The following is a 22,058-nucleotide window of genomic DNA, read 5'->3' on the forward strand; positions in this document are numbered from 1 at the left end:
TACTACTTGCCATAACGACGCTAACCGTCGGCAACGCCTTTCACTCACCATTTACTGTATTGAACGTGCCCTGCCTACTGCCTCACCTAGCTGCCATACCGCCATCGCGTAATGGGTGCTGTGGTTGTAGCGGGTAATCGTGTAGAAATTGGGTAACCCGTACCAATACTGATAACCGGTGCCGACATCCAGACGCAGTAAGCTGGCCTCTTGATAACCCTCTAGCGAACCAGACGGGCTTAGCCCTGCGGCAGATAACATCGAGATAGGGTATTTCGTCTTAAAGCCATTATCAAGGTACGGCGCTTGCCCATTAGCGGGCACCGCGACCATCGCACCTTTGGTCCAGCCATGGGATTTGAAGTAGTTAGCGACACTGCCGATGGCATCTTCCGGATCCCATAAATTGATGTGGCCGTTACCATTAAAATCAACAGCATAGCTTTTGAATGATGATGGCATAAATTGGCCGTACCCCATCGCGCCCGCATAAGACCCCCGCAAGCTGAGCGGATCATTACCCTCCGCACGAGCCATCAACAGGAAGGTTTCCAGCTCGCCAGAAAAGTACTCAGCACGGCGTGGATAAGCAAAGGAGAGTGTTGCCAGGGCATCAATGATGCGCGTTTTACCCATCACCCGGCCCCAGCGAGTCTCAACCCCAATGATTCCGACGATAATCTCTGGTGGCACGCCATAAACCTCATAGGCGCGTTGCAACGCCTCTTGATGTTGGTTCCAGAAGTTAACACCGTTTTGCACATTATCCGGGGTAATAAACTGTTTGCGATAGCGGTTCCACGCACCATTAGGGCCGGAAGGACGGCCTGCCGATGGCGCTTGTTTATCCATCAAGCGGATAACAAAATCCAGTTTTTTAGTTTGGGCTAATACATCATGCAGTTGTTGAGGCTCAAAACCGTGTTCACGCACCATTTTGTCAACAAATCGGGCTGTATCGGCGTTATAAGCAAAATCACCGTTTTGCAAATGCCCCACATGTTGCGGCTCAAGCAAGAAACCGCTCTGTATCAGGCCCGCCGATGGCTCGGCAGCAACAGGAGGTGTCGGTTTGCTACTACAGGCAGAGAGCAACGTAAGTAAGGGAACAATAATAGCCAAGTAGCGCATCGAATACCCATAAACCATACAAAAAAGTGATAGCTATGTTAAGTCATTGTCTGCCACGAACAAACAGGAAAATTCGAACAATAAAGGAGGTACGATGCATTTATAAATCAGAACCCACGGCCACAACTGGCGATTAAGGAAAGATGACTGGAGCCGCTCAGATTTACCACCAGGCAGAAGATCGAAGTGATCACAGAACTGGGTCAGTTGATCATACAACAGGTACTATGGCTAAGCGTGATTGTAAGTCAGAACAGGCAGCAACTGAAGAAAAAGAACATAAGCCAATGATTATACAGTGTATTATTTACCTAGTGGCGGTAAAAAGCACCCTCAGCCTAAACTTATCCTAAGCGGTAAGTGGCAGGAAGCCTTGGGATTTACTACCGGCTAGCACGTTACTGTTACCCCCGAACACGGCCAGTTGATTATCCGCACCGCGCCCGCCACGGAGGGGAATGTATGAACATCACTTTTACCCCTGAGCCGATCCCTGAACTGACGATCGAAAGCGTGACGTTGGCCAAGCTCGGTTTTACCGCTGCAACTGACGCTCCAACATCACCAGCTCTGGATCACTGTCGTCACCGACGACGCCACCTGGGACGCGCTGTGCGAAGCCAGCCAAGACCGGCAAGATTTGGGGGCGGATTGGGTGCGGGAGAACGGCGAGGTGATTATCGGTAGGGATTGGATCACCGATTCTGGGATCACTGACGCGGAACAACTGGAGGTGACCGCCGCGCCCGGTGTTATTCGGTTGTGGCGGCGGGAAGTGTGGGGATTTAGGGCTTAGAAGTAGTAACCCCCAGCCAAGGCTGGGGTTGCTACTTTTAGTTGTAGTAGCTTAGACCTGATCTAACAGTCACCACCATTTAGGATAATCATTAAACGCTGCATATATTGCAGATTTCGCATCGTCCGTTAACTTTTCTCTGCCTTTTGATACTGTGGTATATCCATGCAGTTCTTCTTTAGCACATGACCATTCAAGCCATCCTAAAACTGGATTTACAATCAACTCAAAACATCCATTCATATCTTTAAGATGGGCTATATCATCATTCCGTATATTGTCGATAAATTCATCAAAGCATTGGCATTCAAGCCATACCTGGGAACTGACATTCAAACTATAACTAAATTTATCTACTTGAATCGCCAGATTAAACTTCAATGATGGAATATGTTCATCAAGTTCTATTACGTCCAATGTGATATTGATCGGACTTGTAATTTCTATATCCATTTAATTTGCCCCTAGATAACGAGCATGAATGACTGTTGGCAACTCACCAGCAGCACGCGGAGGTTTGATTTCCAGTTGCCAACCATCGACTGTTATACGCCCATATGACATACCGTTCTTTGTCGCGGTATCTAACGCAGCTTGAAAACTTCTGAGTTCTGTCTGGCTGGCAAGTCTGACCGCCTCTGGCGTATTAGTTACGGCTTTAGATGCCGCATATTCTGCCATGTGTTCTGTAGCATTGCCATGTACCCACACTTTTTGACCGTTAGGTAGTGTCATTTCAAAAGATTTCGGTATAACAGAACCAGGGTAAACAGGCTGGGTCCCTTTTATAGAATCAAATACAGTACCAGTTTTGCCTATATCAGCAGCAATAGACTCGGCCTTACCAGCAACACCATCAGGTAGTTTCTTGCCTGGTAGAAGAATACCTGCCAGCATTCCACCTGTGGCTTCCAGAGCAAGCTGGTTACCTTGAGCCGCTTCTTTCACCTGTCCTGCAACCGCTGACCAGGTTTCACTCTTCATCAGGGCTTTCAGCGTATCTGCCGCTGCCTGATTTTTACCCGCCAGATCGTTCAATGCCTGAGTGCAGTAACTGTCTCCCATGGCGCATGAGGTGAGCGCCATCGCCGCATCAGCACCGTAATCCGCTCCACCTAATAACGCATCACCGCTATCTGCCGCCGCACCGATAATGCTGTTAACAATAGCAGACAATGTCCCTTCACCAAGTTTATCCCTGACCTGATCTTTCAGGTTGGCCGTCACCTGTTTAACTGTTTCACGCGCCGCATCACCACTCAGCGAGTTATTCTCCACCGCGTTCTTCCCAGCCTGCGCGCCGATGAGAAGGCCGGTGCTGCTATCAGTACTTAAGCCACCCAGGATACCGGCAGTTAAGGTACTAATCGCACTAATAATTCTCTTATCAGGTTCGGACAAATCAGCGATTTTCTTGCCTGGATGCACCTCATCCATATAGATGTTGGCTGCCCACACTACCAGTGGCGGAAATTATACAGACACTGCGCAAAACCTGTAAGTTACCGAACCGTAAGCAGCAGTCCACTGATTTTATTGAGATGATGCTGGCTAAGAAACCGCCTGGCAGGAAGTGGACTTGATGAGTTGACTGGCAGGTAAAAAAATCCCGGCTTGCATTTGTCTGGGATTTTTTATTATGAACCGAGTTACCCATACAAAAAATAGTACTGAAAATGAAACATTTGGTAGCAAATAACGCGAATGATTTTCACTATCATTGTTAATTTCTTTCTATACAATTGCTCTGTTTTGCGGTTGCCTGACAATCTCGTTTTCTTCTTTGAGCTTTTAAAAGGATCTCAGTTTATGAAGTTACGTTTCCCCTCTTTCGGCCCTGTCGCCCTACTGGCTTCCTCAATGATGCTGGCGTTCTCCGTCAATGCCGCATCAAATGATGAAGGTATCGTGATTTATAATGCTCAACACGAAAATCTGGTGAAATCCTGGGTTGACGGTTTTACCAAAGATACCGGCATCAAAGTGACTCTGCGTAATGGCGGCGACAGCGAGTTAGGTAATCAACTGGTTCAGGAAGGCAACTCATCTCCCGCCGACGTTTTCCTGACTGAAAACTCGCCGGCAATGGTGCTGGTCGATAACGCCAAATTGTTCGCACCACTGGATGCCGCCACACAAGCACAGGTTGCGAAAGAGTATCGCCCTGAACATGGTCGTTGGACCGGTATTGCGGCTCGTAGCACCGTGTTTGTCTATAACCCGGATAAAATCAGCGAAGCCGAATTACCTAAATCCATTATGGATTTGGCAAAACCTGAATGGAAAGGCCGTTCGCCAATTCCCAAACGAAATGCAACAAAGTGACCCACCGGTCAGGTACGGATAAAATAGCCGTATTGACCCTGTCGGAGACCCTGTTGCATGAAGGGAAAACATTTGACTCAGCATGAGCGCTTTTACATCGAAAAACGAAAAGCTGAAGGCGTTAATCAGTCCTGCATTGCCAGAGAGCTCGGCGTCTCTCGCTCTACGCTGAGCCGGGAGCTCAGACGTAATACGGACCCCGCCTTCAACGGACTTTACTCCTCCAGACGCGCTGATGCCTTCGCCAGACAACGGCGGGGCGCCACCTCGGCACACAATGCCTGTTTCCCTCTGGGCCAGCAGACACAAGACTTTCTCCGGCAGGCGCTGGCTGTACATACCTCCCCTGAGGTTATCTCTGGGAGACTGAAAATCCAGTTTGATATCGCCGTCAGCAAAAATACCCTCTACCGCTATATCCGTTCGGACAGACAGGCTGGCGGTAAGCTTTACCTTCAGCTCCCTCACCGGGGTAAACGCTATCGCTATGATACGGGTGAGCCCGGACGCACGCCCATCCCGGACAGGGTTGGCATTGAGCACAGGCCTGCTGAGGCTGAACTCAAACAGGTTCCCGGGCATGTTGAAATCGATACGATTTTTGGCAAAGACCAGAAGTCATTCCTGCTGACGGTCGTGGACAAAGCCACAAAGCAGGTCATTATCCGTAAACTCCCCAATAAGTGCGCTGAGAGCGTCGTGGAAGCGTTCAGGGACATCGTGGCGAATACTTTCTGCGAGTTTAAAACCCTGACGGCAGATAACGGACCCGAGTTTGCGAAACATAAGGACATCACTCAGGTAACGGGCGCAAAGGTTTACTTTGCCCGGCCTTATCATTCCTGGGAGCGGGGGTTGAATGAGCATACCAACGGTCTGATACGGCGGTTTTATCCGAAAGGAACCGATTTTAATGGCGTCAGCGATGAAGATATTGCGAGACTGGAGCACATCCTCAACACTCGGGGGCGCAAATCTCTGGAATACAGCTCACCGAATGAGGTATTTTTAGAGTATCTACTCGCTGCATAACGCATGATGGTTTGTTGCGTTTCGTTCGGGAATGGGGCGTTGGGCTGCCTCACCATCGGGTGCCGACTTCCAGGCCATTGTCAGTGCCATGCTGGAATTGAAAGGCGAAAAAGCCACGTTGGAATGGCTAAAAGCCATGAAAACCAACTTCACTGCTTACAAAGGTAATAGCACCGTGATGAAAGCGGTGAATGCGGGCCAAATCGATGGCGGAGTTATCTATCACTATTACCGTTTCGTCGATCAGGCCAAAACAGGTGAGAACAGCGGTAAAACCAAACTGCATTATTTCAAACATCAAGACCCTGGCGCATTTGTGAGTATCTCCGGCGGCGGTGTTCTGGCCTCCAGTAAGCACCAGAAACAAGCGCAGGAATTCGTCAAATGGATCACCAGCAAATCAGGCCAGGATATCTTGCGTACCAACACCGCATTTGAGTATGCCGTTGGTGTCGATGCCGCTTCAAACCCTAAATTGGTGCCACTGAAAGACCTGCAAGCACCGAACGTTGAGCCGTCTAAACTCAACAGTAAAAAAGTGGTTGAGTTAATGACTGAAGCCGGTCTGCTGTAATAAGGACAACCGACTGATAGAATGCATTTTTAGCCCGTCACATCACTATGGCGACGGGTATTTAACAAGCCGAGCGCCTTGACTATTATGGCTAATATAAGCACCGATATTGTATTGGTTCCACTGCATAAGGCAGCCCAACGGCAGTATAACCATCGCCCGGGGTTTGGGATTGTGGCTATTGCGATTCTGTTGTCACTGCTATCCCTGCTGCCATTAGGGTTTGTTATTGGTATCGCTATTGATACCGGTTGGCCAACAGTCAAAGCCCTGGTTTTTCGCCCCCGCGTGGGCGAACTACTGATTAACACCGCGCTCCTGGTGCTCTTTACCTTACCGCTTTGTGCCATTATTGGCGTTGCACTGGCATGGCTGACCGAGCGTACGGCCCTGCCCGGCAGGCGGATTTGGTCACTATTGGCTATTGCACCGCTAGCCGTACCTGCTTTTGTACAAAGTTATGCATGGATTAGTCTGGTGCCATCAATGCATGGCCTTGCCGCTGGCGTGTTTATCTCAGTAATTGCCTATTTCCCCTTTATTTATCTGCCCGCATCCGCTGTATTACGCCGCCTTGATCCCGGCCTTGAAGACGCAGCATCATCATTGGGTAGTCCCCCAACAGTGGTCTTCTTTCGCGTGGTTCTGCCGCAACTAAAATTAGCCGTATGGGGCGGTTCGATACTGATTGCGCTGCATCTATTAGCGGAATATGGCTTGTATGCCATGATCCGTTTCGATACTTTTACCACCGCTATTTTTGACCAATTTCAATCCACGTTTAATGGTCCGGCGGCCAATATGTTGGCAGGGGTTCTGGCGTTATGTTGCCTGGGGCTATTGTTAATCGAAGCCACCAGCCGTGGCTACAACCGCTATGCTCGGGTCGGCTCCGGTAGCGCCAGGCGCCAAACTGCATATTCAATGGGTACAACCATCACACTACTGTGTCTGTTATTGCCATTGGTACTCACTGCACTCTCGCTGGGCGTGCCCTTTATCACGCTGGCCCGCTGGCTCTATATTGGTGGAATTGATGTGTGGCTGAATCCTGAACTGCTACCAGCCTTGAAGCAAACACTGGCATTAGCACTGAGCGGTGCGGTTATTATTACATTGTGTGCCGTCCCCATGGCATGGCTATCGGTGCGCTATCCGGGGCGCTTGCACCGTGTGATGGAAGGCTGTAATTATGTCACCAGCTCGCTGCCCGGTATCGTGGTCGCGCTGGCGCTGGTGACCATCACTATCCGTGTTGCTCGCCCGCTGTATCAAACAGAATTCACTATTTTGCTGGCTTATTTATTGATGTTTACCCCACGCGCTTTAATCAGTTTACGGGCCGGGATTGCGACCGCCCCGGTCGAATTGGAAAACGTGGCCCGCAGCTTGGGCAAAACACCCACTCAAGCCGTATGGAGCACCACCATGCGCCTTGCTGCTCCTGGCGCCGCTGCCGGGGCGGCACTGGTGTTCCTCGCTATCTCCAATGAGCTGACCGCCACACTATTACTGGCCCCGAACGGCACCCGAACACTGGCGACTGGCTTTTGGGCGTTGACCAGTGAAATTGATTATGTCGCGGCATCACCCTATGCACTGCTGATGGTGGCACTATCTCTGCCGCTAACCTGGCTTCTTTATTCTCAATCGCAACGTACGGCAGGATTATGAGCACGCTTGAACTTCAGCAAATCGGTAAGTCTTTCCAGTCTGTTACCGTATTAGACCGAATTGACTTGCAGGTTTCCGCCGGCAGTCGCACCGCAATTGTTGGGCCATCCGGCTCAGGCAAAACCACGTTGTTGCGGATTATTGCCGGGTTCGAAACCCCCGATCACGGTAAAGTTATTCTGCAAGGTCATCCGGTATTCGACAATTCAACCCACGTGCCAGCGCACAAAAGAGGGATTGGTTTTGTACCGCAAGATGGTGCGCTGTTCCCCCACTTTACCGTCGCGGGCAATATTGGTTATGGACTAACAGGGACCAAGCAGGACAAAGCCCGCCGAATTGATGAACTGATGGAGATGGTCGCACTGGATCGGCGGTTATCACAACTTTGGCCCCATGAGATTTCGGGTGGGCAACAGCAGCGGGTCGCTCTCGCCAGAGCGTTAGCACAGCGGCCGGTACTGATGCTGTTGGATGAACCTTTTTCAGCTCTGGATACCGCCTTACGCGCCTCAACGCGCAAAGCGGTGGCTGAACTGTTGGCACAGGCAAATATTGCCTCCATTTTAGTGACGCATGATCAAACCGAAGCATTATCATTTGCCTCGCAAGTCGCGGTAATGCGGGCGGGTAAACTGGCGCATGTTGGCCCGCCGCAAGAACTCTATTTGCGACCGATTGATGAACCTACAGCGACTTTCCTTGGCGAAACATTGATTCTTTCCGCCAATATTGATACCGGATGGGCTGATTGTGCACTGGGCAGCGTCAGGGTTGATGATGAGCAACGCCATGGATTGAGCCGGATTATGTTACGGCCAGAACAGATTACTATCACCCCTTTGCCCGCAGATCATCACTACACCACTCATTGTCTGGCCAAGGTTATCAATATTGATTTTGCGGGTTTTATCTCAACACTCACCCTATATCTGGTTGAAAGTAATGAAACGGTAGAGGTTAAAACCATCAGCCGCGAAGGTATAAGTATCGGTTTAATGGTTGACCTGACAATTATTGGCCAAGCGCATATTTTTGCTAACTGAGTAACCTCACAGGGCATTACAACCTTGGTTTTTGGTTCGCATTGCTCAGTATGGCCTTCATCTGGCTAAGGGGTTTTATGCTGCTGGCGTAATCTTCGATACTCCAGCAACGTCAACACAATAACCACCACATCCAGCGCAGTTATTACGATCAATAACACCGAGTGAGTGAAGGTATAACGATAGAGTTGATAGATAATGAATAAGCTGAATATGACTATTGCCGCCGGATAATAACCCAGTTTTTTGCGCCATAATCCAATAATGACCCACAACTTAACCACGCCGTGGATGAGCAGATAAAATGCGGCAAAATGCAGACTGCTGATTGAGAGATTTTGTGCCGCATGCAGTAAATAATGGGCTACCACATCGCCACGGTCTTCAATAAATTCAACTTGCGTGATGCGATGCAGAATATTTAGCAAAAACTGCGGCGTCACAAAATAGGTTAAAATACCGCTGATAATCTCCATCACGGCTAAGATTGCTTTCAGTAATAAGCTCAGTTCAAAAACTGCGTGAATATTCCTTTCACCTAAGATGTTGTTACCATCGAATCTGTTTTTCATATTCAACATCACGCTGATTCTCTACAATATAATACTCGATGGAGAATAGCGTAACAGTTTACGTGGTGCCAGTTAAAGCACCACGTCATAGCCGTATTATCTGCAATACAGGCGAAATTTAGAATTTAATAACTGTTTTTAATTCGGTTCCCCATACATCTTGCGTTTGGCTTACCCCTGCTGGTGAGTGCCAATATTGTAGATCAGGTTGTAATTCCAGCCATGAAGTGACACGGAAACGATAATACAGTTCGGCAGCAACCGAATACCCAGCTATTGGAGAGTAACGTGGATTATTATAATCAGAAACATTATTGATTTGATTCAGATAGCGTTGATTATCTTTATAATAATCACTCAGTTTAACCATTGATACGCCGAATCCCAACCAATCTTGTGGGCGGCTATCAAATAAGCCGCGATAACGGATGCCTGCGGAGGTAGCGTAATGCATGTAATTGGTCCGTTGGTCCGCCAACGACATGCTGTAAAACACACTTAAACCACGGTTGGCGTCATCCTGAGAGACTGTAATTAAATCTGTGTAACTGTTTATCATTGCCCCCTAACGGGAAGGATGAACAGACGATGGATAAAAAAGACCTAGAAGCCTTTGCACGCGAAGCGGCAAAAGGTATCAAGACTGAAAAAGACCTGACAGACATGCGAGCTATGCTGACTAAAGTGATGGTTGAAGCAGCTCTTAGTGCTGAACTTGATAATCACTTGGGCTATCGCAAGCATGAGCAGTCCAACTCAGACAACAGTCGCAATGGTGTCACGCGCAAAACCGTGCGCACTGAAGAGGGCCAGTTTGAGCTGGATACGCCACGTGACCGACAAGGGGATTTTGAACCACAGCTGGTGAAGAAGCACCAAACCCGCTTTACCTCGATGGATGATAAAATCCTTTTTCTCTATGCCCAAGGCATGACAACACGAGAAATTGTCGAGACCTTCAAAGAAATGTACGGTGCAGATGTTTCTGCAAGCCTCATATCCAAAGTCACTGATGCGGTGATTGAACAAGTCGTTGAGTGGCAGTCACGGCCACTGGATGCGGTTTACCCGATCGTTTATCTGGACTGCATCGTGGTTAAAATCCGCCAAGATAAACACGTGATCAATAAAGCCGTTTATCTTGCTCTGGGCGTAAATATGGAGGGCCATAAAGAGCTATTAGGCTTATGGCTGTCTGAAAACGAAGGGGCTAAATTCTGGCTTAGCGTGCTCACTGAGCTTCAAAACCGGGGCGTAAAAGATATATTAATTGCTTGTGTTGACGGGCTAAAAGGCTTCCCGGATGCCATAAATGCAGTCTTCCCTGAGACTCGAATTCAGCTTTGCATCGTTCACATGGTGCGCAACTCGGTCAAATATGTGCCCTGGAAGGACTACAAGGCCGTCACCGCCGAGTTAAAACAAATATACCAATCAGTCACCGAAGAAGAAGCCTTGCTAGCCCTGAGCCAATTTGCTGAGCACTGGGACGATAAGTACCCACAGATCAGCAAATCATGGCGGGCGCACTGGCATAACCTCAACACATTATTCAACTATCCTACGGATATCAGGAAAGTGATTTACACGACCAACGCCATTGAATCGCTGAACAGCGTGATCCGCAAAGCGATCAAAAAACGTAAACTGTTCCCAACCGATGACTCGGCTAAGAAAGTTATCTATTTGGCGATCCAGAATGCGTCCAAGAAGTGGACCATGCCGATCAGAGATTGGAAACCGGCATTGAATCGATTTATGATTGAGTTTGAAGACCGCTTAAAAAATTATATTTAACCTTGGCAGTTACACAGAATTATTTACACCCTCCATCCTGATGTTTTGTTACCTGCTGATTGAATCCACTGTAAAAGAACCAAGTATTATTATGGTAACGATAGCCACCTGGATCAGTCGCTCCGGGAGCACCAGAGACCCCGTTATAAAGATCCCGTTGGTTTCATTATTTTCCATTTTTAGAATAACCCGCACATCTAATAATAAATACTCGGTACTTCCCCAAAAATAAGTCGTGTTGCAGTGAGGCAAAACAGTTGAGAGCTGCTTATATCACTGCAACATACAAACGTCGCTATTAGCGTTTCAATGCCTCGCCATTACTCTGAATCACATCGCGATACCAATAGAAGCTCTTCTTACGACGGCGTTCCAATGTGCCATTACCACTGTCATCGCGATCGACATAAATAAAACCATAACGTTTGGATAATTCAGCTTTTGAGGCGCTAACCAAATCAATCGGCCCCCAACTGGTATATCCCATCACCTCAACGCCATCTTCGATAGCCTCACCGACCTGGACCAGATGGTCATTGAGATATTCAATGCGATAGTCATCTTCAATATGGCCATTAACATCCGGCTTATCTTTCGCTCCCAGCCCATTCTCAACAATAAACAGGGGTTTTTGATAACGATCCCATAATTCATTGAGCAAGATACGCAGCCCGTCAGGATCGATCTGCCACCCCCATTCCGAGCTGGCCAGATGCGGGTTCTGCACCATGCTAAGAATATTACCTCGGGCTTTACGGTTTAACTCTTCATCGGCGGTCACGCAGCCGCTCATGTAATAACTGAAGGAGATAAAATCGACAGTCTGTTTTAATGCCAGTTTATCTTCAGCAGTAATTTCAACACTAATGCCGTGCTGTTTAAAATAACGAGCCATATAAGAGGGGTAATAACCGCGAACCTGCACATCGCCAAAGAATAGCCATTCACGATTCTGCTGTAATGTTTCCAATACATCGGCAGGCTTGCAAGTTAGTGGATACATCAGCCCACCCAACAGCATATTTCCGATTCGGCCATCAGGGATAATTTCATGCAATGCAGCAACCGCTTTGGCACTGGCAACCAACTGGTGATGGATAGCCTGATACACGGCACTCTTACTGCTTGCTTGCTCTAATCCTACTCCGGTGAATGGCGCATGCAGCGACATATTGATCTCATTAAATGTCAGCCACAATTTAACCTTATGCTGATAACGCTGAAACACGGTGCGGGCATAATGTTCAAAGAAACCAATTGTTTTACGATTACCCCAGCCACCATAATTCTTAACCAGCCCATAAGGCATCTCATAGTGGGATAATGTCACCAATGGCGTAATGTTATATTTCGCCATTTCATCAAATACACGGTCATAGAATGCCAGACCTGCCTCATTAGGCTGCTGCTCATCGCCCTGTGGGAAAATACGTGTCCAGGCAATGGATATCCGCAAACATTTAAACCCCATCTCAGCAAATAGTGCGATATCCTCTGAGTAGCGATGATAAAAATCGATAGCGACATCTTTGACATAACTGTCACCACTCACCCTGGGAATGATATCGCCAAAAATACCATGGGGTTGTAAATCAGAGGTAGATAGCCCTTTCCCCTCAGCAAGATAAGCCCCTTCTACCTGATTAGCGGCAATCGCACCGCCCCAAAGGAAATTATCTGGAAATGCATGTTTCATCGGTTTTCTCCTAAATCAGTATTAACGAATTACGGTTAATAACGGGGCTTGCTCAGTAATAGAGGTGCCTTTAGCACACAGGACATCCTGATAATTTTCACTGTTGCTGATAATTATCGGCGTCGTCAGGTCATAACCTGCTCCGGTAATCGCCGCACAATCAAACTCCAGCAGTAAATCACCTGCGCTGACCCGGTCACCGGCTTTAACATGAGCGGTAAAATATTTGCCATCGAGTTTGACGGTATCAATACCAACGTGGATAAGGACCTCAGCACCAGAATCAGATTCAATGCCAATCGCATGGTGGGTTTTAAACAGTGACGCTACAACGCCATTAACCGGTGACACGACCCGCCCTTGTTGTGGAATAATCGCAATTCCCGCCCCCAATAAACCACTGGCGAAAATACTGTCACTGACATCCGCTAGCGCTAACAATTCACCACTGATCGGGCTGAATATCACTTCGCCCATACCACTGTGGTTATCGGTGATGGATGAGGTGTGAGACAAATCCTCTGTTTCTGCGGTGGCAACAGGCGCTGGCAGGCCAAAAAAGAAGGTGCTGATGGCAGCAAAGATCAACGCAATCAGGGTGCCAATAATGGCGCCCCATACGCTGGCATCGACACCTGTAGCGGGAATTATCTGGGCAAAAGAGAAGATACTGGCAAGGCCGAATGAATAAACATGGGTCTGGCAGAAACCGACGATGACACCCCCTATCGCCCCGCCTACGCAGCCAAAAACAAACGGTTTTTTCGACGGTAAGGTCACCCCATAAACAGCGGGTTCAGTAATACCGAATATCCCCGCAGTAAATGCCGAACCAGCCAGCCCCTTCATTTTTGCATCGCGAGTACGTAAAAAGACACCGAGCGTGGCCCCCACTTGCCCCATAACTGCCGGTAACAACAGCGGCAACATGGCGTCATAGCCCAGTACACTCAGGTTGTTTATCATCAAAGGGACCAAACCCCAGTGCAGCCCAAAGATAACGCAAATCTGCCATAGCCCGGCCAATACACCACCGGCAACAGGAGGAGCAGCCGAATAGATAATTTGGAACCCCGACGCCAATAAATGGCTAAGCCAGGTTGCCAGCGGGCCAATCAGTAAAAAGGTGGCTGGAACGGTTATTACCAGACACAGTAATGGCGTGAAAAAGTTCTTAATATTGCTGTGTAACACCCGGTTAAACCCTTTTTCTAACCGACTACTAACCCAAGCCGCTAATATGATAGGGATAACCGACGAGCTGTAATTGATAAATGTGACCGGAATACCAAGGAAATAGACCTCAGAAGCCCCAGGTTGCCCGGCTGCGTTAAATGCAGCGAGCATCAAGGGGTGCACTAATGCACCACCAATCGCCATGGTAATAAATGGACTGCCACCAAACTTCTTACCTGCGGTATAACCCAATACCAGTGGGAAGAAATAAAACAGTGAGTCACTGGCAGCAAATAAAATTGTATAGCTGCCGCTGTCGGGTTGTAACCAGCCGCAAACAACACTCAGTGCCAAAAAACCTTTAAGAATACCGGAGGCGGCCAATACACCGAGCAAGGGGGTGAAAATACCCGAAATGATATCGATACAGTGACTGAACAAACTCTCTTTTTGATTACCTGACTTGTTATCATGCTCTTCAGCATCAGCCAACCCCGCTTGGTTCACTAACGCCTGGTAGACCTCACTAACATGGTTTCCGATAACCACCTGAAACTGGCCACCACTTTCCACTACCATAATAACGCCAGGATTATCTTTCAGCGCTTGGGCATCAGCCCGCGCCATATCCTTGAGTTTAAAGCGTAAACGGGTAGCGCAATGTACTACGCTATTAATATTACTCTGACCCCCTACTCCGGCGAGGATCTCGCTGGCGACCGTTGTGTATTGCATCGTGTTTTCCTTCGGTAACACTCTTGTTTATACAGGTAAAAATTCGGGCAAAAAAAAACCTAAACGCACTCCGCACCGCGACCCAGCGACACAAGTACATTCAGGTTTTGCCTGCCGAAGCAGTAACAATCCAGTTTGGCTAAATTCTCTTACTACTTAGAACCCTTCCCTTTTAAATCATTTAATCTGGCAGATTAAAACTTTCCCGGCGAACGCGTTCAATATGGATAGTCAAAAACATCCGCTCTTCTTTGCTCAAATCTTGTTGATACTGCAATTTCATATGCTGCTGAATCTTACCCGCACAGCGGTAAGCCTCGGCATAATTATCTTTCACTGCATCGTGTAAGGAATCATCATCACTGGTGACCCCATTACGGCCCAACATTCGCTGTGAGAAAAATTTCAGATGGGTAACAAAACGGTGATAACTCAGCCCGTCCTCATCATATTCCAGCTTAAATTGGTACTTCACGATATGCAGTATCTCCTGCATTACCTTCGTCACTTGCATTACTTCAGGCATTTCACCCTTCAACTGAGCATTCACCAGATGGAGCGCGATAAATCCAGCTTCATCCTCACGCAATTGCACCCCAAGGCGTTGTTTAATAATCTGCAAGGCTTCACGACCCAAGGCAAACTCTTTAGGATACAACCGACGAATCTCCCACTGCAATCCATTCGTTATATCCAAACCTTGTTTATGCCGCTCAATCGCATAGAAACAGTGGTCAGTCAGCGAAATGTAGAGGTTATCCTGCAACTTACCCAGTTTTGCCGTTGCCTGCGTGATGATACAGTCACAAGCAATCATTACTTCTAATGGAATACAGCTCAGTAACTCACTCAGCCGCGAAACCAATTCATTGTCTTTTAGAGCAAACACTTTTTCGATCAATGTGTTATCTAGCGATTCACCTGGGTGTTTTTGAAAGCCAAGACCACGTCCCATAATGACTTGTTCCTGACCATGCTGATCGAGAACAATAACTACATTGTTGTTAAGTATTTTAGCGATTTGCATGCTTTAGCCCTGAAAACAAAAAAACCCGACTCAGCAGCATTCATCATGCTACTCAATCAGGTTTTGCCCGCCATTGACGGTAACAATCCAACTATTCGGTAAACTACCATGTTAATGCACGACTGCAAGCTGGAAGAGATAAGAATCGTGATGCAGATCTCCTCTTATCTGGATAAATAGATCAGCATGTCATTTTAGCCATTATTTAGTTAGGGTTAATACCACCAACCATTGCCGTTATGGTGATAAAGAATAGCGGTAAAAACAGCCGTTGCTTTATTAAGACTTTTCTTAAGATCATAAAGATAAATTAAATTAACCCATAAAATAATGGAAATAATAACAGCACCCGGTCATTTGAGATTGATTCTTTATTACAACTACTAACTTTATATAAATACATTAATTTTATGTATAGGGAATGGTTAATATCTTACGGTAAATTATTAATAACCTTCGCCTCACTCACAAAAAACAGCGCGATATTTCCGTTATATCGTCTTAATTGATTTACATCATATAAAAGTAACAAGTTATTTCCTAAGGTGAGACATTGCCGCTCAACCCTAATTTTCTTATTTTTCATTAAAAAAGTGTCCTCCGCAAAGGTAATGTCGATGAATAACAATAAAAGACCTATCACCGGCTCACTAAGCCGCCGTGAATTTATTCAAACATCCGCCGCAGTCACCGGGGCTGCGGCTATTGCCAGTTCTATCACCCTTCCTTTTTCAGTACATGCCGCGCCAGAAGAGCACGCAGCAACAACAGAGGAAACCGTTAAATACAGTGCTTGTCTGGTCAACTGCGGTAGCCGCTGCCCACTAAAAGTGCATGTGAGAAATGGCGAAATTATTAAGATTGCTAATGAAGCAATTTATGATGACTCTACCTTTGGTGAGCATCAAATTCGCCCCTGTTTACGTGGCCGATCGGTAAGATGGAAAACATATAACCCGGATCGGGTCAAATATCCCATGCTGCGTGTTGGCAAACGCGGCGAAGGTAAATTTAAACGTATTAGTTGGGATGAAGCTACCACTATTGTCGCTGATAATCTAAAAAGAACCATTGCACAATACGGCAACGAAGCAATTTATTATCAATATGGTTCTGGTTCGACCGGCGCTAATTTACAAGGCCGCAATGCCTGTAAAAGAATGCTGAGCTTGCTGGGTGGTTTTCTCGATCAACACGGTACTTATTCCACCGCCCAAATAAATACGGTAATGCCGTATATCTATGGCAATGCAGACGAAACTTTGCTGGATGAAATTAAAAACTCAGACCTGGTGGTTATGTTTGGTCATAATCTGGCAGAGACTCGGATGTCGGGCGGCGGGCAATATATCGAAACCGTTCATGCTCTGGGGCAAAGCAAAGCCAAAGTCATTATTATCGATCCACGGATGACAGACAGCGTAACGACCCTCAACGCAGAATGGATCCCCATCTTCCCAGGTACCGATGCCGCGCTGGTGGCCGCATTAGGACATGTATTAATTAAAGAAAATCTGACTGATGAAGATTTCCTGGCACAATATTGTGTCGGCTGGGATGCCACAACACTACCCGCCTCAGCCCCCGCCAATAGCTCTTACAAAGATTATATTTTAGGTAACGGCCACGATGGGGTAGAAAAAACACCGCAATGGGCCAGTGAGATAACCGGCATTGCACCGACACAGATTATTCAATTAGCCCGTGAGTTGGGAAATGCCCGTGCAGCATGGATATCACAAGGTTGGGGGATTCAGCGCAGTGCTAATGGCGAGCAGGCGGCACGCGCCATTATGATGTTGCCATTGATGACTGGTAATATTGGCCGCGCCGGAACCAATACTGGAGCCTGGGGCGGGAATGTGAAATATCCGGTGCCGGGATTCAGTATTCCGAACCCAGTGAAGACTGCTATTCCCTGCTTTATGTGGACCGATGCTATTTTTCGTGGCACTGAAATGACAGCGAAAAATGCGCATGTGAAGAATAAAGATAAACTTGATACCAATATTAAGTTTATGTGGAACTACGCCAGTAATGTTATCGGCAATCAGCATTCTGATCTGAATAAAACCCACCGCATTTTACAAGATGAATCACTGTGCGAGTTTATTTTGGTGTGGGAAAACCACATGACCAACTCTGCCAAATATGCTGATTTATTACTGCCCGATGTCACCTCAGTTGAATCAAATGATTTAATTGATAACTCCTACGCCAGTGGGGCTTATCACTACGTCACGCGGTTGCAAAATGCGATCGAGCCGCTGTGGGAGTGCCGCCCGTCTTATGATGTGTTAGCCGAAATTGCCACCAAGTTAGGAATTGGCGATGCCTTTACCGAAGGCCATACCCAGCAAGAATGGATTGAAATCAGCTATAACAAAATGCGTGAGAAAAACCCCGCCTTGCCACCTTTTGAACAGACCAACGACCAAGGCATCATCGATCGTATTTATGCCGACAGCAGTCAATATATCGCGTTAAAAGATTTCCGTGATGACCCTGTGAACCACCCGTTGAAAACCCCGTCTGGCAAAATTGAGATCTACTCAGAAGCGCTGGCAACATTGGAAAAAGAGTGGCAACTGGCACCCGGTGATCGCATTACCGCTGTCGCTGAATATTGCCCAACCTTTGAAGGTGTTAGCGATGTAGAAACCATGAAAAACTACCCTTTGCAGATGACAGGCTTCCATATCAAAGGCCATACCCACTCCTCTTATTATAACGTAGCCATGCTGCGGGAAGCGGTACCACATCAGTTTTGGATTAACCCCATTGATGCCCAGCCTCGCGGTATCCAACAAGGGGATATGGTCGAAATTTTTAACAGCCGAGGCCGCATGCGTATTGCAGCAAAGGTTACCGAACGGGTGTTACCGGGGGTTATTAGCGTGCCGCAGGGGGCATGGCGAAATACCAATAAGGACGGCATTGATGTGGGAGGGTGTATCAATACCTTAACAACACTGCGACCGTCACCACTGGCAAAAGGTAACCCACAACACACCAACCTCGTTGAAGTAAAACGTATATAAGGAGTTGAATAATGAAGCAATGTGGTTTTTTTGTCGACTCCACCAAGTGCACCGGATGTAAGACCTGCCAAATCAGTTGCAAGGATGAGAAGAAGTTGGATCTCGGACCGAAGCTGCGTCGGGTTTACGAATATGGCGGCGGCAGTTGGACTCAGCAGAACAATATCTGGGTACAAAATGTCTTTAACTACTACCTCTCTATCGCCTGTAACCACTGCTCATCACCTACCTGCGTAACGGGTTGCCCAACCGGTGCCATGCATAAACGCGAAGAAGATGGTTTGGTGGTGGTTAATCAGGATCTCTGTGTCGGCTGCCGCTATTGCGAGATGCGCTGCCCGTATGGTGCGCCGCAGTTTGATGCCAAGAAGAAACTAATGACCAAGTGCGATGGCTGCTATCAGCGGGTTGCCGCAGGTGATAAGCCAGTTTGTGTCGAATCCTGCCCGCAGCGGGCGTTAGATTTTGATGAAATCACGCTATTGAGGGATAAATACGGTGAAGAGAATGCCATTGCGCCATTGCCGCACGCGCATCTGACACACCCCAATCTGGTTATCAGAAGCCACCGTGATGCCAAGCCATCCGGTGATACATCAGGCTGCATCCAAAATCCGGCGGAGGTATAAAATGCATGAATTACCCTTGGTGTTTTTTACCGTACTGGGGCAAACCGCTGTCGGGTTGTTTGCACTGGTGCTACTGAGTCACAAACTCGGTATGACCACGCCACTGCAACTCAAACAAGCCAATATCATCGGTCTGCTGCTGATGATGGTAGGCCTGATCGTTGGCACACTGCATGTTGGGCAACCATTGCGCGCCGCCACCATGCTATTGGGTGTTGGTCGCTCGCCAATGAGTAATGAGATAGTGCTCAGTGGATTGTTTGTCGCCATGGCCTGTGGCACCGTATTTTTCTCAACCATAGCCAAAAATACATTACTGGCAATGCTGTGCAATGTGGCAACGGTTATCTTCGGCCTGGCCTTCGCCTGGTCAATCACCCAAGTTTATCAACTGACAACCGTGCCTAATTGGGATACCTCGTACACCGCCCTACAACTGTGGATGACGGTACTGGTCGGGGGCGGCGCTTGCGCTATTCTGACCGGCGCTCGTCAGCTTGGCGCATCAGCCGTGCTGGTCGGTGCCATTGTGACCTTGGTGAATAAACCGGGTTACCTCAGCTTTCTGGGTCAAAGTTCAGCGGAACTGAGTAGCCAGCAGGCGCTGTTTTGGGGAATTCAAATTCTGCTGCTAACGCTCGGTATCTTTGTTGCTGCCGCAGCATTACTGAAAGACAGGATCCCTCGGGTTACGCTCGCGGTCAGTGCCTCGGCGCTGGTTATCGGTGAGTTGGCCGGGCGTATCGCTTTCTACAATCTCTGGCAAGTGCCAATGTAAATTAACATATTGATTCTATTGGCCTACTGACAAATAGCTGCTTAGCCGTGATACCTGCGGCTAAGCCGTATTGAGATAGCTGGACCTGAAGAGAGAAAATTTTGATGTTACTGAACACCACTCTGCCGAGGATTTTAGGTGCCTGTTTTTACTATCCACCACAGTCCGATACCGTACAGCGCCTTTGGCCACTACTGCCACAGATTGCTGAGATTTTTCCGTGGCCGAATCAGGCTAAAATTGCACGATATTGCCAACAGATGCCGAGTATCCAACCCGAACAACTGGAATATGATTTCTCGATTTTGTTTGAGGGACAAGGTGAAATGCCCGCCCCACCTTGGGGGTCTGTTTATCTGGATAAAGAAAATATCTTGATGGGGGCGAGCACCCTGCAATATCGCCAATTCCTGTCAACATTCGGGTTGGTAAATCAAAGTGCGATACGTGAACCGGAAGATCAATTTGGCCTCATGTTACTGGCATGGGTTCATTTAATTGAACAGCAGCCGACAACTAAGCCCCCATCGGATAAAGCCGCGCTAGCACTGCTCACTGAGCATTTACTGCCGTGGGCCTATCGCTATCTTGAGCTGGTAACCAACAGCCAAACCGAGTATCAGGTATATCCGTTGCTGGCAAAAATCACCGAGTGCTACCTGAAAACCTTACAAACTGAACTGGGCCTATTTCCTCAGCCCCGTGAGCTATTTCGGTGATAAAAGACGAGCGCTACTACAAGGCGTATCTGGAAAACCGCACCATCAGTCGCCGTGGGCTATTTCGTGGCTTGCTAAAAAGCGCCCGCCAACAACCACTTACCCTCCCATCGGGGAGCGCAATCAGGCCACCGGGAGCCATTGTTGAAAGTGCTTTCACGCAAACGTGTACGGGTTGTGAAGCCTGCATGCACGTCTGCGGCGAGCATCTGATAGTCATGGTCGATCAACGGCCTGAGTTGGATTTTTCTACCCAATATTGCAGCCGTTGTCTGGCCTGTACCACTGCTTGCCAAACCGGTGCTTTATCACCCTCTACCTACCATATTACGGCGCACCCTCGCGTAGAAAACATCTGTCAAAATACCTATATCTACTGCGACAGTTGCGCCGATTACTGTGATAAACAGGCTTTGGTGTGGCAGCCTCACCAGCCGCCGACACTGGCTTTAGCGCAGTGCGATGGCTGCGGTGAGTGTGCATTCAGATGCCCGGCAAGGGCGCTGGAAATGCGGCTGACATCACCCAAAATGGCCGATTGAATCAAAGTGCTACTACGTTAAATAAGTAACCCCGACCTGCTGATGTCAGTACAATGCCACTACCTTTAGTAGCTTGTACCCCACAGGAGTGACACCGTGTTCCATTACCCAGCCCATTATGCCCTTGATGAAGCCAGCGGCGAGTACCACATCCAGTATCGCGACTTCCCTGAATTGGAATCAGTGACCTACTCTCAGGAGGATATTGAACTGGAAGCACAGGACGGTATTAAGAATGGTATTGCAGCAGAAATGGAAGAGCGCCGCCCCGTCCCCGCCCCCTCAGCGCTGCAACCGGGTGATATTGCAGTTCATGTGCCCATTCTGGTGCGACTGAAAGCTGAATTACACAATGCCATGTTAACCACCAATACCCGCAAAGCAGATATGGCGCGCAAGCTCGGTTTGAATGCCGCACAGATGGATCGCCTGCTGGATGTGTACTACGCTTCCAAGGTTGAAGCACTGGAACAAGCCCTGTATTTACTGGGCTTTGAGGCCAATATCGGGGTAAAAAAAATAAGCTGATTGTCTTAACGTCGGCCAGATTGGCTTAGATTGTAACCAAGAGAGTAACAAATTGTTATTTAGCGATAATTTAAAAAAACGTTAATAGCTTCACACTTCAATGCATTGGCTCACAATATTTGCGGTTTATATACGAAAACGTGATCTAATGCATAAAATTACAGTATTGAAAGTTTCTCCCTGTTGGGATTACATTAGCCCGATCCTGTCGTATACCACTGAGTTAGCTCAGGCTGGCAC

General features: G+C 47.8%; 18 protein-coding genes and 4 pseudogenes. 14 read left to right on the forward strand and 8 right to left on the reverse strand.

Going from position 1 to position 22,058, the window contains the following annotated elements; all coding sequences use genetic code 11:
- Positions 1-51 precede the first annotated feature (51 nt).
- Positions 52-1,131 (reverse strand): lytic murein transglycosylase B, encoded by a 1,080-nt coding sequence (gene mltB, locus ACWJJO_RS15745; RefSeq protein WP_193784804.1) that lies wholly within the window; start codon positions 1,129-1,131, stop codon positions 52-54.
- A gap of 298 nt (positions 1,132-1,429) precedes the next feature.
- On the opposite strand from mltB, the gene ACWJJO_RS15750 reads away from it, so the two are divergent.
- Positions 1,430-1,525, forward strand: a complete 96-nt coding sequence (locus tag ACWJJO_RS15750) for a SymE family type I addiction module toxin (RefSeq protein WP_420073283.1) — start codon at positions 1,430-1,432, stop codon at positions 1,523-1,525.
- A gap of 68 nt (positions 1,526-1,593) precedes the next feature.
- A pseudogene (locus tag ACWJJO_RS15755) lies at positions 1,594-1,927 on the forward strand (hypothetical protein).
- 69 nt (positions 1,928-1,996) lie between these two features.
- On the opposite strand, the gene ACWJJO_RS15760 reads toward ACWJJO_RS15755, so the two are convergent.
- Together ACWJJO_RS15760 and ACWJJO_RS15765 are read right to left on the reverse strand one after the other, a co-directional pair.
- Positions 1,997-2,380: a hypothetical protein gene (locus ACWJJO_RS15760; protein WP_083163518.1), complete on the reverse strand. Its 384-nt coding sequence runs from the start codon at positions 2,378-2,380 to the stop codon at positions 1,997-1,999.
- Positions 2,381-3,289: pseudogene (locus ACWJJO_RS15765) on the reverse strand (VENN motif pre-toxin domain-containing protein); the annotation flags it as partial.
- A gap of 447 nt (positions 3,290-3,736) precedes the next feature.
- On the opposite strand from ACWJJO_RS15765, the gene ACWJJO_RS15770 reads away from it, so the two are divergent.
- From ACWJJO_RS15770 to ACWJJO_RS15790, 5 genes and pseudogenes are all read left to right on the forward strand, one after another.
- A complete protein-coding gene (locus ACWJJO_RS15770) occupies positions 3,737-4,252 on the forward strand; it encodes an extracellular solute-binding protein (RefSeq protein WP_481091231.1) in 516 nt (171 codons plus the stop codon).
- A 57-nt stretch (positions 4,253-4,309) separates the two neighbouring features.
- Complete coding sequence (locus ACWJJO_RS15775; RefSeq protein ID WP_481091195.1) at positions 4,310-5,284, forward strand: IS30 family transposase; 975 nt, start codon at positions 4,310-4,312, stop codon at positions 5,282-5,284.
- A 34-nt stretch (positions 5,285-5,318) separates the two neighbouring features.
- A pseudogene (locus ACWJJO_RS15780) lies at positions 5,319-5,858 on the forward strand (extracellular solute-binding protein); the annotation flags it as partial.
- An 87-nt stretch (positions 5,859-5,945) separates the two neighbouring features.
- Positions 5,946-7,532 (forward strand): ABC transporter permease, encoded by a 1,587-nt coding sequence (locus tag ACWJJO_RS15785; protein WP_481091232.1) that lies wholly within the window; start codon positions 5,946-5,948, stop codon positions 7,530-7,532.
- Positions 7,529-8,578, forward strand: a complete 1,050-nt coding sequence (locus tag ACWJJO_RS15790; RefSeq protein WP_083163511.1) for an ABC transporter ATP-binding protein — start codon at positions 7,529-7,531, stop codon at positions 8,576-8,578. Before ACWJJO_RS15785 ends, ACWJJO_RS15790 begins: the two co-directional genes overlap by 4 nt.
- Positions 8,579-8,643: 65 nt before the next feature.
- On the opposite strand, the gene ACWJJO_RS15795 is transcribed toward ACWJJO_RS15790, so the two are convergent.
- Positions 8,644-9,159, reverse strand: a complete 516-nt coding sequence (locus ACWJJO_RS15795; RefSeq protein WP_083163509.1) for a DUF2127 domain-containing protein — start codon at positions 9,157-9,159, stop codon at positions 8,644-8,646.
- A 109-nt stretch (positions 9,160-9,268) separates the two neighbouring features.
- Positions 9,269-9,676 (reverse strand): annotated as a pseudogene (locus ACWJJO_RS15800) (carbohydrate porin); the annotation flags it as partial.
- A 62-nt stretch (positions 9,677-9,738) separates the two neighbouring features.
- Between ACWJJO_RS15800 and ACWJJO_RS15805 the strand changes: the two are divergent.
- Positions 9,739-10,947 carry an IS256 family transposase gene (locus ACWJJO_RS15805; protein ID WP_481090948.1) on the forward strand — a complete coding sequence of 403 codons (1,209 nt, stop codon included), beginning with the start codon at positions 9,739-9,741 and terminating at the stop codon, positions 10,945-10,947.
- A gap of 298 nt (positions 10,948-11,245) precedes the next feature.
- Here the strand turns inward: ACWJJO_RS15805 and ACWJJO_RS15810 are convergent, their stop codons facing one another.
- The 3 genes from ACWJJO_RS15810 to licT form a co-directional block, all read right to left on the reverse strand.
- Positions 11,246-12,643, reverse strand: a complete 1,398-nt coding sequence (locus tag ACWJJO_RS15810; protein ID WP_481091233.1) for a glycoside hydrolase family 1 protein — start codon at positions 12,641-12,643, stop codon at positions 11,246-11,248.
- A gap of 21 nt (positions 12,644-12,664) precedes the next feature.
- A complete protein-coding gene (bglF, locus tag ACWJJO_RS15815) occupies positions 12,665-14,554 on the reverse strand; it encodes a PTS beta-glucoside transporter subunit IIABC (RefSeq protein WP_372569418.1) in 1,890 nt (629 codons plus the stop codon).
- A 181-nt stretch (positions 14,555-14,735) separates the two neighbouring features.
- Entirely contained in the window at positions 14,736-15,581 is an 846-nt protein-coding gene (gene licT, locus ACWJJO_RS15820; RefSeq protein WP_083163501.1) for a BglG family transcription antiterminator LicT, read from the reverse strand.
- 617 nt (positions 15,582-16,198) lie between these two features.
- Between licT and ACWJJO_RS15825 the strand changes: the two genes are divergently transcribed.
- The 6 genes from ACWJJO_RS15825 (at position 16,199) to ACWJJO_RS15850 (ending at position 21,818) form a co-directional block, all read left to right on the forward strand.
- Complete coding sequence (locus ACWJJO_RS15825; RefSeq protein WP_420073374.1) at positions 16,199-18,622, forward strand: DmsA/YnfE/YnfF family dimethyl sulfoxide reductase; 2,424 nt, start codon at positions 16,199-16,201, stop codon at positions 18,620-18,622.
- Between the two features lie 11 nt (positions 18,623-18,633).
- Positions 18,634-19,251, forward strand: a complete 618-nt coding sequence (locus ACWJJO_RS15830) for a DMSO/selenate family reductase complex B subunit (RefSeq protein WP_481091234.1) — start codon at positions 18,634-18,636, stop codon at positions 19,249-19,251.
- 1 nt (position 19,252) lies between these two features.
- Complete coding sequence (locus ACWJJO_RS15835; protein WP_372569421.1) at positions 19,253-20,029, forward strand: dimethyl sulfoxide reductase anchor subunit family protein; 777 nt, start codon at positions 19,253-19,255, stop codon at positions 20,027-20,029.
- Between the two features lie 104 nt (positions 20,030-20,133).
- On the forward strand, positions 20,134-20,748 hold the full coding sequence (locus ACWJJO_RS15840) for a TorD/DmsD family molecular chaperone (RefSeq protein WP_372569422.1): 615 nt from the start codon (positions 20,134-20,136) through the stop codon (positions 20,746-20,748).
- Positions 20,745-21,290, forward strand: a complete 546-nt coding sequence (locus ACWJJO_RS15845) for a 4Fe-4S dicluster domain-containing protein (RefSeq protein WP_372569423.1) — start codon at positions 20,745-20,747, stop codon at positions 21,288-21,290. Before ACWJJO_RS15840 ends, ACWJJO_RS15845 begins: the two co-directional genes overlap by 4 nt.
- A gap of 96 nt (positions 21,291-21,386) precedes the next feature.
- Complete coding sequence (locus ACWJJO_RS15850) at positions 21,387-21,818, forward strand: type II toxin-antitoxin system HicB family antitoxin (RefSeq protein ID WP_042568372.1); 432 nt, start codon at positions 21,387-21,389, stop codon at positions 21,816-21,818.
- The last annotated feature ends 240 nt before the right edge of the window (positions 21,819-22,058 follow it).

Source organism: Yersinia antarctica (assembly GCF_056636475.1).

What these genes read in the sequence shown, in the direction of transcription:
- ACWJJO_RS15835 (WP_372569421.1), top strand. Translation starts at nt 19,253, where the DNA reads ATGCATGAATTACCCTTGGTGTTTTTTACCGTACTGGGGCAAACCGCT.
- ACWJJO_RS15785 (WP_481091232.1), top strand. Translation starts at nt 5,946, where the DNA reads ATGGCTAATATAAGCACCGATATTGTATTGGTTCCACTGCATAAGGCA.
- ACWJJO_RS15805 (WP_481090948.1), top strand. Translation starts at nt 9,739, where the DNA reads ATGGATAAAAAAGACCTAGAAGCCTTTGCACGCGAAGCGGCAAAAGGT.
- ACWJJO_RS15830 (WP_481091234.1), top strand. Translation starts at nt 18,634, where the DNA reads ATGAAGCAATGTGGTTTTTTTGTCGACTCCACCAAGTGCACCGGATGT.
- ACWJJO_RS15760 (WP_083163518.1), bottom strand. Translation starts at nt 2,380, where the DNA reads ATGGATATAGAAATTACAAGTCCGATCAATATCACATTGGACGTAATA.
- ACWJJO_RS15775 (WP_481091195.1), top strand. Translation starts at nt 4,310, where the DNA reads ATGAAGGGAAAACATTTGACTCAGCATGAGCGCTTTTACATCGAAAAA.
- ACWJJO_RS15795 (WP_083163509.1), bottom strand. Translation starts at nt 9,159, where the DNA reads ATGTTGAATATGAAAAACAGATTCGATGGTAACAACATCTTAGGTGAA.
- ACWJJO_RS15790 (WP_083163511.1), top strand. Translation starts at nt 7,529, where the DNA reads ATGAGCACGCTTGAACTTCAGCAAATCGGTAAGTCTTTCCAGTCTGTT.
- ACWJJO_RS15825 (WP_420073374.1), top strand. Translation starts at nt 16,199, where the DNA reads ATGAATAACAATAAAAGACCTATCACCGGCTCACTAAGCCGCCGTGAA.
- mltB (WP_193784804.1), bottom strand. Translation starts at nt 1,131, where the DNA reads ATGCGCTACTTGGCTATTATTGTTCCCTTACTTACGTTGCTCTCTGCC.
- licT (WP_083163501.1), bottom strand. Translation starts at nt 15,581, where the DNA reads ATGCAAATCGCTAAAATACTTAACAACAATGTAGTTATTGTTCTCGAT.
- ACWJJO_RS15810 (WP_481091233.1), bottom strand. Translation starts at nt 12,643, where the DNA reads ATGAAACATGCATTTCCAGATAATTTCCTTTGGGGCGGTGCGATTGCC.
- ACWJJO_RS15840 (WP_372569422.1), top strand. Translation starts at nt 20,134, where the DNA reads ATGTTACTGAACACCACTCTGCCGAGGATTTTAGGTGCCTGTTTTTAC.
- ACWJJO_RS15770 (WP_481091231.1), top strand. Translation starts at nt 3,737, where the DNA reads ATGAAGTTACGTTTCCCCTCTTTCGGCCCTGTCGCCCTACTGGCTTCC.
- bglF (WP_372569418.1), bottom strand. Translation starts at nt 14,554, where the DNA reads ATGCAATACACAACGGTCGCCAGCGAGATCCTCGCCGGAGTAGGGGGT.